The following is a 15271-nucleotide window of genomic DNA, read 5'->3' as shown; positions in this document are numbered from 1 at the left end:
TGCGCCGGCACCATGTATTCCGGCAGCTCGGCCTTGAGGCTGGCTTTCAATGCGGCGCGCAGTTCGCCTTCATCAAAAGCGTCGGCGGTGGGCACCACATAGCCGACCAGTTGCGGTCCGGTCGGGCCGTCCTGAGCGACTACCACGGTTTCGCGCACGCTATCGAGGGCGAGCAAACGCGCTTCGATCTCGCCGAGTTCAATCCGGAAACCACGGATTTTCACCTGATGGTCGATCCGCCCGATGTACTCGATCACGCCTTCGGCGCGGTAACGGGTCAAGTCACCGGTGCGGTACAGACGCGCGCCGGTTTTCGAAAAGGGATCCGGGACAAAACGTTCGGCGGTCAGGCCTGGGCGCTCGAAGTAACCACGAGCGAGGCCGTCGCCGCCGATCAGCAGTTCCCCCGGGGCGCCGAGCGGATTGAGCTCAAGGTCGCTGCCGAGGATGTACAACGCGGTGTTGTCGATCGGTGTGCCGAGGAATGGACGGCTGCTGTCCGCACTCAAGGCGTGCTGCGCCGACCAGATAGTGGTTTCGGTCGGGCCGTAGAGGTTCCACACGCTCGGCGTCAGTGCGAGCATGCGTTGCGCCAGTTCCTGCGACAGCGCTTCACCGCCGCAGAGGAACGTGCGGCCCGCCAGAATGGGCGCCTGTTCATTGTCCAGCAGCATGCGCCAGGTCGAGGGCGTGGCTTGCAGCGCCGTCACGGCGTGACGCTCGATCAGTTCGAGCACCGCTTGCGGGTCTTGATGCACATCCTTGCCGGTCAGCACCACACAGGCACCGGCCAGCAATGGGCCGTAGATTTCCAGGCCGAAAATATCGAACGAAAAGGTGGTCAGCGACAGCATGCGATCGGCGGCACAGATGCCCGGCTGCTCGATCATGCTCGCGACAAAGTTGCTCAGCGCCGCGTGGCGCACCATCACGCCTTTCGGTTTGCCGGTGGACCCGGAGGTGTAGATCGTGTAGGCCAGATGCTCGCCATTGACTGCCACGTCCGGCGCGGTCTGTGGATAAGCCGCCAGCCACTCGTGTGGTTGATCCAGCAACAGCGCTTGCACGCCCGGCGGGATCGGCAGCTGCGTCTGCAAATGGCTTTGGGTCAGCAGCAATTGCAGGCCGCTGTCCTCGATCATGTAGGCCAGACGATCCTGCGGATACGCCGGGTCCAGCGGCACATAAGCACCGCCAGCCTTGAGGATCGCCAGCAGGCCGACGATCATTTCCACGCTGCGCTCGACGGCGATGCCGACCAGTTGATCCGGGCCGACACCGGCCTCGATCAGCTTGTGCGCCAGTTGACTGGAGCGGGCATCCAGCTCGCCGTAGCTCAGCACGTCTTCGCCGATGATCAGTGCAGTGGCCTGCGGCGTTTGCTGGGCACGCCGGGAGAAATCCTGCTGCACGCATTCGGCTTGCGCGGTGCGGTCGGCGCTGCGCAACCAGTCCTGCAACAGCACGCCGTGCTCGGCGCTGTCCAGCAACGGCAATTCGCCGACGCGCTGGCTCGGTGCGGCGACGATGCCACGCAGCAGGTTCTGCCAATGACGTGCCAGACGCTCGACGGTTTCAGCTTTGAACAGATCAGTGGCGTAGGTCAGCTCGGCGGCAAAGCCGTCGCTGGACTCGTAGGTATTCAGCGTCAGATCGAACTGCGCGGTGCGCCCTTCCCACTGCACATCCTCGACACTCAGCTGCGGCAACTGCGCCGCGTTGCGCCCCTGATCACGGCTGGTCTGGTGGTTGAACATCACCTGGAACACCGGACTGTGGCTCAGGCTGCGCTCCGGTTGCAGGGCTTCGATCAGTTGCTCGAACGGCAGATCCTGATGCGCCTGCGCATCCATCGCCGCCTGCTTGACCTGAGCCAGCAACTGGTTGAACGGCAACTGCCCGCTGACCTCGGCATTCAGCACCTGCGTGTTGACGAAGAAGCCGATCAGGCCTTCGGTCTCAACCCGGTTGCGGTTGGCGGTCGGCACCCCGACGCGAATCTGCGCCTGTCCGCTGTAGCGATGCAACAACGCCTGGAACGACGCCAGCAGCAGCATGAACAGGCTCGCACCTTCGCGCTGCGCCAGCTGTTTGAGGGCGTCACCGAGGTCAGCCGGCAGGTTCAGTTCCAGCCGCGCACCGCGCAGGCTTTGCACGGCCGGACGCGGGAAATCGATCGGCAGCTCCAGCACCGGCTGCTCGCCGCCCAGGGTCTTGACCCAGTAGGCCAACTGGCGTTCACGCTCGCCCGCTTCCAGCCAGTGCCGCTGCCAGATCGCGTAGTCGGCGTACTGTATTTCCAGTTCTGGCAGGCTCAGCGGCTGCCCGGCGGTGTCGGCGGCGTAATGCTGGATCAGCTCGTTGACCAGGACTTTGATCGACCAGCCATCGGCGATGATGTGGTGCTGGATCAGCACCAGTACATGATCGTCTTCCGCCACTTTCAGCAGTGCCACCCGCAGCAGCGGGCCCTGCTGCAAATTGAACGGGCGTGCGGTTTCGCTCTCGACGAAGGCCTTGATCGCCGCGTCTTCTCCGGCGGCGTCGAGGCCCTCCGGCAATGCCGCCAGGCTGATGCTCAGCGGCAGCTGCGGATGAATTACCTGGCAAAAGCTTTCACCCTGCTCGGCGAAAGTGGTGCGCAGGCTTTCGTGACGCGCCGCCACCGCGTTAAAGCTGCGCTCCAGCGCCGCCACATCCAGCCGCCCCTTGAGGCGCAGGGCGCTGGGGATGTGATACGCGGTGCTGTGCGGGTCCATTTGCCAGAGGAACAGTTGACGTTCCTGAGCGTACGACAGAGGAATCGCCGCAAACCCGGAACGTGTTTCCGGGATCGGCAGGTTGGCCGGAGAGACGTCCTCTTCGAGCATCTTTTCCAGGTACAGCTTACGTTTGTCCAGCGGCAGAGTGATAAAGCGCTTGGCTACCCTCAAAGCAACACTCTTGTCCATCAGACTTCCTCCATATCGTCAAGCAGGGCTTCCAGCTTGCTCAGTTTCTGTTCGTTGATTGCCCCGCCTCCTGTATCGAGTCGAGCGACAAAATCGCTCAGGACGGGGTGCTGGAATAACAGTTGCGGGGTCAGCGTCAGGCCCAGTTCAAGGGCCATGCGCGACACCACGTTGACCGCCAGCAGCGAGTGCCCGCCGAGTTCGAAGAAGTGATCGTTCAGACCGATGCGTTGCACTTCGAGCACTTGCTGCCAGATCGCCGCGACCTGCTGCTCAAGCTCACTGTGCGGCGCGACATACGCGGCCTGCATCTGGCTGGCATCGACCGCCGGCAGGGCCTTGCGGTCGAGTTTGCCGTTGGGGGTCAGTGGCAACTGCTCAAGGAACAGCAGGTGCGCGGGAATCATGTAGTCAGGTAACGAAGACTTGAGGCCAGTCTTTAGTCCCTCGCGCAGTTGCCGCTGCGCGTCGCCGTCGTGCATCTCCAGTTGCGGGGCGACCACATACGCCACCAGTTGCGCGCCGGTGTCGCTGTCGACGGCCAGCACCGCCGCCTCGCTGACTGCCGGTTGCGCGAGCAATCGCGCCTCGATCTCCCCCAGTTCGATGCGGAATCCACGAATTTTCACCTGATGGTCGATCCGGCCCATGTACTCCAGCTCGCCCTCTTCGCGCTCTCGAATCAGGTCGCCGGTGCGGTACATGCGCTGGCCGCTGCCGACGAAAGGATTCGGCACGAAGCGCTCGGCGGTCATCGCCGCACGTCCCAGATAACCGCGCGTGATGCCGGCGCCGGACAGGTACAGCTCGGCCGAAACGCCTTGCGGCACCGCGTGCAGATCGGCGTCGAGCAGATGGCTGGCACTGTGATCGAGCGCACGACCAATCCGCGCCTGACCACCGGCACTGCGGCGGGTCCAGGTCGAGTAAGTGGTGTCTTCCGACGGGCCGTACAGGTCGTAGACGTGCTCGACCGTCGACTGCTGATACAACGCCTCCACCAGCGCTTGTTTCAGCGGCTCGCCAGCGAGGTTGATAATGCGCACGCTCGGCGGAATCTGCCCCGCACGCTGCAGTGCGGCAATCGCCGACGGCACGGTATTGATCAGGCCCACCTGATCGCGGGCCGGCAGTTGCGCCAGCTCCAAGGCATTACGCGCGATGATCAGCGAACCACCGTTGGCCAGGGTGACAAACAGTTCCCACACCGACAGGTCGAAGCACACCGACGTCGAGGCCAGTACGCCTTGAATGTCGTCGCGGCTATAGACCTTGGCCGACCAGTCGATCAGCGCCATGACGTTGCGATGGGCAATCGCCACGCCTTTCGGTTTGCCGGTGGAGCCGGAGGTGTAGATCACGTAGGCGAGGTTGTCCGGAGCGACCGATGTTTGCGGCGCGCTGCTCGGATAGCCGCTCAGCGACAGCTGATCCAACAGCAGCACTTGCGTATCGCCCGGCACGCTCAGGGTCGCCGCGACTGCATGCTCGGTGAGCAACACCCGCGCGCGGCTGTCTTCGAGCATGTAAGCCACGCGATCCGCCGGATAGTCCGGGTCGAGCGGCACGTAAGCGCCACCCGCCTTGAGCACCGCGAGCAAGGCAATCAGCAACTGCTCGGAACGCGGCATCGCCACGCCCACGCGCACTTCCGGGCCGACGCCCAGTTCTACCAATTTATGCGCCAGACGGTTGGCGTGGGCATCCAGTTCGGCGTAGCTCAGTTGCTTATGGGCGAAGGTCACCGCCAAGGCATCCGGGGTCGCCGCCACCTGATTGGCGATGGCTTGATGGATGCACTGCTCGGTAACGAAATCGCTGTTCACTTGCGGGCCGTGTTCAATCAGGTTCAGTTCACTGAGCGAACGTTCCCCGCCATCCGCCATCTGGCTCAGCAGACGCTGCAGATGCGCGCCCAACTGCGCCACGCTGGCCGCCGCGAAGCTGTCGCGCTGATAACTGAAATGCACCGACAGTTGCGCGCCCATGTTCACCAGCAGGGTCAGTGGATAGTTGGTCTGCTCCTGATTGGCCACCGCGCCGAAGCGCAGACCTTGCGGCGCACCGCGCTCCAGTGCTTCGCCGATCGGGTAGTTCTCGAACACCATCAGGCTGTCGAACAGCGCGTCACCGCCCTGCCCGGCCCAGCGCTGAATGTCCGCCAGCGGCGTGTGTTCGAACTCGCGCGAGGCGAGGTTCTGCGCCTGCACCGCTTGCAGCCAGGCGATCACGCTCTGCTGCGCGGGCGGCGCGGCGATCACCGGCAGCGTGTTGATGAACAGGCCGATCTGCGCTTCGGCCCCCGGCAGCTCCGCCGGGCGCCCGGCGACGGTGGCGCCGAACGCCACGCAATCCTTGCCGGTGTAGCGCTGCAACAGCAGCAGCCACGCCGCTTGCACCACGGTGTTGACGGTGACTTTCGCGGCCCGGGCAAACTCGCCCAGGCGCTGGCTCAGCTCAGCGTCCAGCACCTGGTAATGATCGCCGTAACCCACGCTCGGCAAACCGGCCTGCGGCCGCGCGATGGCATTGGCCAGGCGCGTCGGTTCCTGCAGATTGCCCAGCGTCGCCAACCAGTAGGCTTGCGCCGCCGCGCCATCCTGACGTTGCAGCCAGGCGATGTAATCGCGGTAGCGACCCGCGCCACGGGCGACCGCTTCGCCGCTGTAGTGCTGCAACACTTCGCCGAGCAACTGCGCGCTGCTCCAGCCGTCCATCAGGATGTGATGGTTGGTGTAGATCAGGTGATAACGCTCGGCTGCAGTGCGCACCAGCACCAGGCGCATCAGCGGCGCACAGCTCAGGTCCAGACCCAGGGCGCGCTCCTCATCGGCGAGGGTTTGCAGCGCTGCCTCCAGATCAGTCCTGCCATGCCAGTCGAGCACGCTGAACGGCACCTCGACCTGACGCTGCACCACTTGCACCGGTTGCGGCAGATCGCCTTGCCAGAAGAAACCGCTGCGCAGGATGTCATGCGCATCCACCGCCGCCTGCCACGCCGCGCGGAAGCGTTGCGGATCGACACCGTCGACGTCCAGGCGCATCTGGTTGATGTAGTCGCCATTGCCGTGTTCGAGCAAGGTGTGGAACAGCATGCCCTGCTGCATCGGCGACAGCGGATAGATGTCGTCGATGCCTTGCGGCTCCAGCACCAGCGCATCCAGTTGCGCTTGCGACAGTTGCGCCAGCGGGAAGTCCGACGGCGTCACGCCACGGTTGCCAGTGTCGCAGCAGTGGCCGATCAGCGCGGTCAGCTCCTGCACATAGTCGTCGGCCAGACGCTGGATGGTGGCGGTGTCGAACATCGCGCCGCTGTAGGTCCAGCTCAGGTCCAGCTCACCGCCGAACACCTTGCTGTTGAGCGCCAGCGGATTGCCCAGCGGCCCTTGCAGATTGACCTCTGCGCCGCCGGACTCGCTGGTCGGCACGAACAGGGCATCGCTGGCAGCGTCGAAGCTGCCGTCGAACTGGCCGAGGTAGTTGAAGGTCAGGCGCGGCGCCGGCAAGGCTTGCAGGGTGGCACGCGCCGATTCATCACCAAGGTGCGCGAGTGCGCCGAAGCCGATGCCTTTGTGGGGGATCGCCCGCAGCTGTTCCTTGATCTGCTTGAGCGACGCGCCTAGTTCGGCGGCCGGTGCCAGGCGTGCCGGGAATACGCTGGTGAACCAGCCCACGGTGCGGGTCAGATCGATGTGTTCGAACAGGTCTTCGCGACCATGGCCCTCAAGCAATACCAGCGCATTGTCGTCCCCGGTCCAGCGCACCAGCACCCGCGCCAGCGCGGTCAGCAACAGGTCGTTGACCTGGGTGCGATAAGCCGCCGGAGCTTCCTGCAACAGCTGACGGGTCAGGGTCTGATCGAGTTTGCTGCGCAGGATCAGCGCCTGATCGTGTTGCTGCCCACCGTTCGGATGGTCGTAAGGCAAAGCCGCCGAAGCGCCCTGCAACTGCTGCTGCCAGAAGCCCAGCTCGGCCTGCAACGCCGGGGTTTGGGCGTAGTCCTGCAACGCTGCCGCCCAAGCTTTGACTGCGCTGGTTTTCGCCGGCAATTGCACAGGCTTACCTGCGAGGAGCTGGCGATAAGCGTTTTGCAGGTCTTCAAACAGAATCCGCCACGACACGCCATCGACCACCAGGTGATGGACGATCAGCAGCAGGCGCTGACTGCCATCAGCCAGGTTCGCCAGCACCGCGCGGATCAGCGAACCGCCGCTCAGTTGCAGACTGCGCTGGGCCTTGTCGCCCAGTGCCTCAAGGGCGGCGAGATCAGCGACCTCGACTTGCCAGAGAATGGTTTCCCCCGCTTGCGTGGCGACGTCGCGGTAGCACGCCGACCAGCCAGCGGCCTGCTCGACAAAGTCCAGACGCAAACTGTCGTGCTGCACCACCAACGCATCCAGCGCTTGCTCCAGTACCTGAGCGTCCAGTGCCTGAGTCGGCTTGAGCATCACCGACTGGTTCCAGTGGTGACGGTCGGGAATCGCCTCGGCAAAAAATGCCTGATGAATCGGCAGCAGCGCGGTTTCGCCGGTTTGCGCATGCTGATCGATGGGCTGCACGGCTTCGCCGGTCTGCGCGACTGTAGCGAGGGCCTGAATGGTCTGGTGCTGGAACAGGTCTTTGGGGCTGAAGCGAATCCCGGCCTGCCGCGCCCGGCTGACCACTTGAATCGAGATGATCGAGTCGCCGCCCAGTTCGAAGAAGTTGTCGCTGACACCCACTTGCTCAAGCTTGAGCACGTCTTGCCAGATCGCCGCCAGTTGTTGCTCCAGCGCCGTCTGTGGCGCGAGGTAGGCCTGTTGCAGTTGGCTGACATCCGGTTTTGGCAGGTTCTTGCGATCGAGCTTGCCGTTCGGCGTCAGCGGCATGCGCTCAAGACGCAGGACATACGCCGGCACCATGTGCGCCGGCAGGCTGGCCTTGAGCTGCGCGCGCAGGTCTTCGGTGAAGTCGGCATGGGCCGAATCGCCGACCACGTAGGCCACCAGACGCTTGCCACTGCCGGCACTACCTTCCTGCGCCACGACCACCGCTTCACGCACGCCGTCGAGGGCTTGCAGCGCCGCTTCGACTTCGCCCAGTTCGATACGGAACCCACGAATCTTCACCTGATTGTCGATGCGATCCAGATAGTCAAAGGTGCCGTCGACGCGCTGGCGCACCAGGTCACCGGTGCGATACAGCAAGCCGCCATTTGCGCTGAACGGGTCGGCGACAAAACGCTCGGCGGTCAGCCCCGGACGGTTCAGATAACCCCGCGCCAACCCGGTACCACCAAGGTACAGCTCGCCGGCCATACCTTGTGGCAACAGGTTCAGATCGGCGTCGAGCACATAGGCGCTGCGGTCGCCGATCCGGCTGCCGATTGGTGCGTAAGCGGCGCCGCACGGCTCTTCACGGCCAGCCTTCCAGATCAACGGCGTGACCACGGTTTCGGTCGGGCCGTAGCCGTTGATGATGTAGTCCGGATCGAGGGCGCGCTTGACCCGCTCGAAACTGGCGTTTGGCACCGCATCGCCGCCGAAGCAATAGATCCGCACCTTCGGCGGGTTGCCGACACGCTCGGCGTGTTCGGCCAGTTGTTGCAGGTACACCGGCGGGAACGCAACCACGCTCACGCCGTGTTCGATCATCGCGTTGTAGGTCTGCTCCGGCGTCCACAGCGTGTCGTCGCGGATCAGCAGCGAAGCACCGTGGGTCAGGCTGGTGAGCCAGCGCTCGTGGGCGCCGTCGAAGGCGAACGACATGAAGTGGAATTCGCAGTCGCTGTCGCGCATTTCGTAGCGCTGACCGATGGCCTGGCAATGCATCGCCAGTGGGCCATGGGCAACGCTGACGCCTTTCGGATTACCGGTGGAACCGGAGGTGTAGATCACGTACGCGAGGTTGTGCGGATCGACTGGCACCTGTGGCGCCGTGATCGGCAACTGGCGCAGGTCGAGACGATCCAGCTCCAGCAATGGCACCGACTCGCCGACCGGCAACTGCGCCGACACCGACGAATCGCTGATAAGCAGCGCCAGCCCCGAATCTTCGATCAGATAGGCCAGGCGTTCACGCGGATAACTGGTGTCCAGCGGCACATAGGCACCGCCGGCCTTGAGCACCGCCAGCAGCGCGACGATCACCGCCTCGCTGCGTGGCAGGGCCACGCCGACCCGGGTCTCGGCGCCGACACCACGGGCGATCAGCGCGTGAGCCAGTTGATTGGCACGCTGCTCGATCTCGCCATAACTGAAGTGCTGACCGTTGAAGATCACCGCGGTGCGCTGCGGACGCTCGACCGCCAGCGTGGCAATGCGCTGATGCACAGCGATGTCCAGCGGGTACGGCTGCGGCTGGTTTTCGGCTTGTTGGCGGGCATGCTCTTGCGCGCTGGCCAGAGCGATTTCGCCAAGGTTGCGCTCGGCCGACACGGCAAACTGCTCAAGCAATTGCAGCAGATGGGCACTGATGCCTTCGATCACCTCACCGGCAAACTGGCTGCGGTCGAAGCTGTAGTGCAGCGCCAGTTGCTGACCGAGGGTGACCGCCACGCTCAGGGCGTAGTGGGTCTGCTCAAGGTTGCCGACATCACCGAATGTCAGGCCTTGCCCGGCCTGGCTCAGCGCCTGGGCGACCGGGTAGTTTTCGAACACCAGAATGTTGTCGAACAGCGCTTCCCCGCCCTGCCCGGCCCAGCGCTGGATGTCCGCCAGCGGCGTGTGTTCGAAGTCGCGCAGGCTGAGGTTTTGCGCCTGCACCGCTTGCAGCCATTGGCCAACGCTTTGGTCTGGACGCGGCGCGCCGATCACCGGCAGGGTGTTGATGAACAGGCCGACCTGTTGCTCGATGCCCGGCAAATCCGCCGGACGCCCGGCCACGGTCGCACCGAACGCCACCTCCTCATGACCGGTGTAGCGCTGCAGCAACAGCAGCCACGCGGCTTGCACCAGGGTGTTGACGGTGACTTTCTGCTGGCGGGCAAACGCTTCCAGCGCCTGAGTGCGCGGCACGTCCAGCGTCAGGTAATGGTCACCATGGCCGCTGGCGCGCTCGCCGCCGGTAGCGGCGCGGGCCAGTCGGGTCGGCTCTTGCAGCGTGGCCAACTGAGCGCTCCAGAAGTCCTGACTCAGTTGCGCGTCCTGACGCTGCAGCCAGGCGATGTAATCGCGATACCGTCCGCCGCCATGGGCCGGGGTGCGACCGCTGTAGCGCTGCAACACTTCGCCGAGCAACTGCGAGTTGCTCCAGCCATCCATCAGGATGTGGTGATGGGTGTAGATCAGGTGCCATTGCTCGGCAGCGGTCTGCACCAGCACCAGACGCAGCAACGGTGCATGGCTCAGATCGAATCCTTGCTGACGTTCGGCATCGGCCAGCGCCGCAAGGGCTGCCGGCTGATCGTCGCGCTGGCGCCAATCGAGAATGCTGAACGGCAACTGCACCTGCTTATGGACGATCTGCAGCGGTTGCGCCAGTTCGCCTTGCCAGACGAAACCGCTGCGCAGAATGTCCTGCGCATCGACGGTAGCCTGCCATGCGGCGCGGAAGCGCTCAGGGTCAAGACCTTGCACATCCACGCGCAACTGGTTGATGTATTCCCCCGCCGCTTGCTCGTAGAGGGTGTGGAACAGCAAACCCTGCTGCATCGGCGACAGTGGGTAGACATCATCGAGCTGACCGGCCGGCACCGGCAGCGCATCCAGTTGCGCCTGAGTCACCCGAGCCAGCGGAAAGTCCGAAGGCGTCGCTTGCGCAATGGGTAGCGTGCAGCAGTGTTCGATCAGCGCCTGCAATTCGCTGGCGTATTGATCGACCAGTTGCTGCACCGTGGCGCTGTCGAACATCTCGCGGCTGAAGCCCCAGCTCATCGACAGTTCGCCGCCATACACCTGACCTTCCAGGGTCAGCCAGTTGCCCAGAGGCGCCGAAGGATCCTGCGCCACGCCGCTGGTTTCAACAGCCGGCACGAACAGCGCCGTCTCGTCGAACTGGCGGTCGAACTGACCGAGGTAGTTGAAGGTGATGCGCGGTTGCGGCAGCGCGGCCAGTTCGGCGCGCACCGACGGCGCGGCCAGATGCCGTAGAACGCCGTAACCCAGACCTTTGTCCGGCACCGCGCGCAGTTGCTCCTTGATCGCCTTGATCGAGCCGTCGAGATCAGCGCTGGCGGTCAGGTTGACCGCGAACAGACTGGTGAACCAGCCCACGGTGCGGGTCAGGTCAATGTCATCGAACAGGTCTTCGCGGCCATGGCCTTCCAGTTCGATCAGCGTGCCCGGCTGCTGGCTCCAGCGACTGATGGTGCGCGCCAGTGCGGTGAGCAACAGATCGTTGACTTGGGTGCGATAGGCGGCGGGCGCCTGTTGCAGCAACTGGCGGGTGCGCTCGGCGTCGAGGCGCCATTCGATTTTCTCGCCATGCAGGTTGTGCAGGCTGCCATCCGGGCGTTCGCAAGGCAGATCCCTGGCACCCTGATGCTGGGCTTTCCAATAACCCAATTGCTCATCGAAGCGCGACGCTTCCTGCGCCAGACGCGCGGTCCAGCCCTGGAACGCGCTGGTCTTGGCCGGCAACTGAATGCCGCCACCCGCCGCCCGTTGCTCGTAAGCCTGCTGCAGATCTTCCAGCAGCACCCGCCAGGAAACGCCATCGACTGCGAGGTGATGAATGATCAGTGCCAGTCGTTGCGAGCCGTCGGCCATCGTCACCAGCAACGCGCGCAGCAGCGGGCCGTTTTGCAGGTCGAGGCTGCGCTGCGCTTCGTTGCATAGCGCCTGCAACTGTTCGGCAGATTCGGCATCGCGTTGCCACAGCTCAGCGCTGCTCAGCAGCGGGCCGTGGCTTTGCTGCCAGCCTTCGGTGCTTTCGACAAAACGCAGGCGCAAGGCGTCGTGGTGATTGATCAGGTGCGTCAGCGCCGCATCGAGCCATTGCGCGTTCAATGCCTCACGCGGGGTCAGCAGCAACGACTGGTTCCAGTGCTCGCGCACCGGCATCGCGCGGCTGAAAAAATCCTGCTGGATCGGCCCGAGCACGGCGTCGCCCGTCACCGGCCCCTGATCCACCGAAGACAGATGATCGTGGCTCGCGACCAGCGCCAGACTGCGCACCGTCTGGTACTGGAACAGGTCACGCGGGCTGATGCGGATCCCGGCCTGTCGCGCACGGCTGACCACTTGAATCGAGATGATCGAATCGCCGCCCAGCTCGAAGAAGTTGTCTTCGAGGCCGACGCGGTCGAGGCCGAGCACAGCTTCCCAGATCGCCGCGAGGGCTTTTTGCATGGCGTCCTGTGGCGCCACGAATGCCTGTTGCGGCGCGGCATCCGGTTGTGGCAAGGCCTTGCGGTCGAGCTTGCCGTTGGCGGTGACCGGCAATTTGTCGAGGGTGATCAGGTAGGTCGGCACCATGAACTCCGGCAGACTGCCGAGCAGCCACGCCTTGACCTCTTGTTGCCACTGCTCGTCTGCCTGCGGGTTTTCCAGCACCAGATAAGCCACCAGATGCTTGCCGCCCTGCACCAGCACCACCGCCTCACGTATCAGCGAGTGCTGCATAAGGCGGGTCTCGATTTCGCCCAACTCGATGCGCAAACCGCGCAACTTAACCTGATGGTCGAGACGCCCGAGGTATTCGATCACGCCGTCGGCACGCTGCCGCACACGGTCACCGGTGCGGTACAGGCGCGCGCCGTCATGGAACGGGCACGGCACAAAACGTTCGGCCGTCAGCGCCGGACGCTGGTGATAACTGCGCGCCAGCCCGGCGCCGCCCAGATACAGTTCACCGGCGATACCGCTCGGCACCGGCAGCAATTCGGCATCGAGGACATGGGTGCGCAGGTTGGCGATCGGCCGACCGATCGGCACGCTGTCCGCGCCTTCATCGACACAGGTCCAGTGGGTGACGTCGATGGCCGCTTCGGTCGGGCCATACAAGTTGTAGAGGCTAGCGTTCGGCAGCTTGGCGAAAACCTGCAGTTGCGCATCCAGCGGCAACGCTTCACCGCTGCAGACAATCCGCTTGAGTCCGCTGCAGCTTTCCACGCCGGCCTCGTGAATGAACGCCTGCAACATCGACGGCACAAAGTGCAGCGTGCTGATGCCGTGGCGGTTGATGCTATCGATCAATTGCAGCGGATCACGGTGCGCGCCCGGCGCGGCCACCACCAGCCGTGCGCCGGTCAGCAGCGGCCAGAAGAACTCCCACACCGATACGTCGAAACTGAACGGGGTTTTCTGCAGCACCGAATCACTGGCATCCAGCGCATAGGCTTCCTGCATCCAGCACAAACGGTTGACCAGCGCCGCGTGGCTGTTGCCAGCGCCCTTCGGTTTGCCGGTGGAACCCGAGGTGTAAATCACATACGCCAGGTTCAGCGGATCGACGCTGACCTCCGGACGGCTATCGCTGTAACGGTCGAGCAGCCCCGGCTGATCCAGGGTGATGACGTTTACGCCGTCAGTCGGCAGCGCTGCCAGCAGCGCCTGTTGCGTCAACAGCAAAGTGATGCCGCTGTCCTCGATCATGTAGGCCAGACGCTCCTGCGGGTACTCCGGATCCAGCGGCACGTAGGCGCCGCCGGCCTTGAGAATCGCCAGCAGCGCGACGACCATTTCCACCGAACGCAGAGCGCACACGCCAACCAGACTGTCCGCCTGCACACCTTGTTCGCGCAGCAGATGCGCCAGGCGATTGGCCCGGGCATCCAGTTCGGCGTAACTCAGGGTCTGTTCGCCGAACACCAGTGCCGGTGCCTGCGGCGTACGCGCGACCTGTGCTTCGATCAACTGATGAATCGGCGTGTCGCTCGGGTACTGCGCGTGGACGTTGTTCCAGTCGTGCACCAGGGTGCGCTGCTCGTCAGCCTCCAGCAGCGGCAACTCACCGATGCGCTGCGACGGATCAGCGACCATCGCCGTCAACAAGCGCAGCCAGTGCCGCGCCATGCGTTCGATGGTCGGTGCATCGAACAGGTCGCTGGCGTAGGTCAGTGCGGCGTGGAGCTTGCCGCCCTTCTCCCAGGTGTCCAGCGTCAGGTCGAACTGGGTGGTGCGGCTCTGCCAGTCGAGGCTGTCGAGTTGCAGGCCGGATGCGGTGCTGATGGTGGCGATATCGGCGACGTGCGGCTGATGGTTGTACATCACCTGGAACAGTGGCGTGTGGCTGAGGCTGCGTTCCAGCTTCAGCGCTTCGACCAGTTGCTCGAACGGCAGATCCTGATGCGCCTGGGCACCGAGCGCGGTTTCCTTGACCGCCCGCAACAGTTCGTCGACCCGGGTCTGACCGTGCAGTTGCGTGCGCAGCACCTGGGTATTGACGAAGAAGCCGATCAGCCCCTCGATCTCGCCGCGATTGCGGTTGGCGATCGGCACGCCGACCCGCAGGTCGGTCTGCCCGGTGTAACGGTGCAGCAGCGCATTGAAAGCGCCGAGCAGGAACATGAACACGGTGACCTGATGCTGTTGCGCAGTGCTGCGCAGTTGCTCGGCGAGTTGGCCGTCGACCGCAAACTCGTAACGAGTGCCGCGATAGCTCGGCATCGCCGGGCGCGAATGATCCAGTGGCAGCTCCAGCACCGGGTGTTCGTCGCCCAGTTGCGCCTGCCAATAGTCGAGCTGGCGCGCCTGCTCACCGGCCTCCAGCCAGCGGCGTTGCCACAGCGAATAGTCGCTGTACTGGATCGGCAATGGCGGCAATTGCGGCGTCTGACCGGCGTCGAACGCGTCGTAGCAACGGATGAATTCGTCGATCAACACGTTCATCGACCAGCCATCGGACACGATGTGGTGCAGGGTCAGCAGCAGCACGTGTTCCTGCTCGGCAAGCTTGAGCAAGGTCACCCGCAGCAAGGGGCCGACCGCCAGATCAAATGGCAACACCGACTGCTGTTCGGCGGCACGGATCACCGCCTGCTCGCGCTCACCGGCCGGCAGTGCGCTGAAGTCTTCCCGGTTAATCAGCAGCGGCGCGGTGGCTGGCACTTGCAGCAGGCTGTCATCGGCCTGGCGCTGGAACACCGTACGCAGGGTTTCGTGGCGCTCCACCAGACTGGCGAAAGCTTGCTCCAGCGCCGACTGATTCAGTCGACCATTGAGTCGCACCGCACCGGGCAGGTTGTAGGCGCCGCTCTGCGGATCGAGTTGCCAGAGGAACCACATGCGTCGCTGCGCGTAAGACAGCGCCTGACGATCCTCGGCTGCGATGCCGGCGGGTATCGGGAACCGCGCGAAATCCACGCCCTCCTTGTGCAGGGCCGCGAGGAACATCTGGCGCTTTTCCAGGGGCAACCCGATAAACCGGCGAGCAAGTTTCAAGGAGTCTTCAGCATTCAT

2 protein-coding genes (1 of these 2 running past the window's edge) are annotated in these 15271 nt (G+C 64.1%); both read right to left on the bottom strand.

All coding sequences use genetic code 11. From position 1 onward, the window contains the following. A protein-coding gene (locus E4T63_RS09565; RefSeq protein ID WP_135295329.1) for a non-ribosomal peptide synthase/polyketide synthase crosses the window boundary here: on the bottom strand, positions 1-2951 show its 5' portion. It extends 12046 nt beyond the left edge of the window; 2951 of the gene's 14997 nt are visible here — the first part of the coding sequence; the start codon lies at positions 2949-2951; the stop codon falls past the left edge of the window. Further along, positions 2951-15271: a non-ribosomal peptide synthetase gene (locus E4T63_RS09560; RefSeq protein WP_135295328.1), complete on the bottom strand. Its 12321-nt coding sequence runs from the start codon at positions 15269-15271 to the stop codon at positions 2951-2953. Before E4T63_RS09560 ends, E4T63_RS09565 begins: the two co-directional genes overlap by 1 nt.

The organism is Pseudomonas fluorescens (assembly GCF_004683905.1).
In the GTDB taxonomy this organism is placed as follows: domain Bacteria; phylum Pseudomonadota; class Gammaproteobacteria; order Pseudomonadales; family Pseudomonadaceae; genus Aquipseudomonas; species Aquipseudomonas putida_A.
The sequence above is the reverse complement of the archived record's forward strand: the minus strand, read 5'-3'. Positions and strand labels throughout refer to the sequence as shown.

What these genes read in the sequence shown, in the direction of transcription:
- E4T63_RS09560 (WP_135295328.1), bottom strand. Translation starts at nt 15,271, where the DNA reads ATGAATGCTGAAGACTCCTTGAAACTTGCTCGCCGGTTTATCGGGTTG.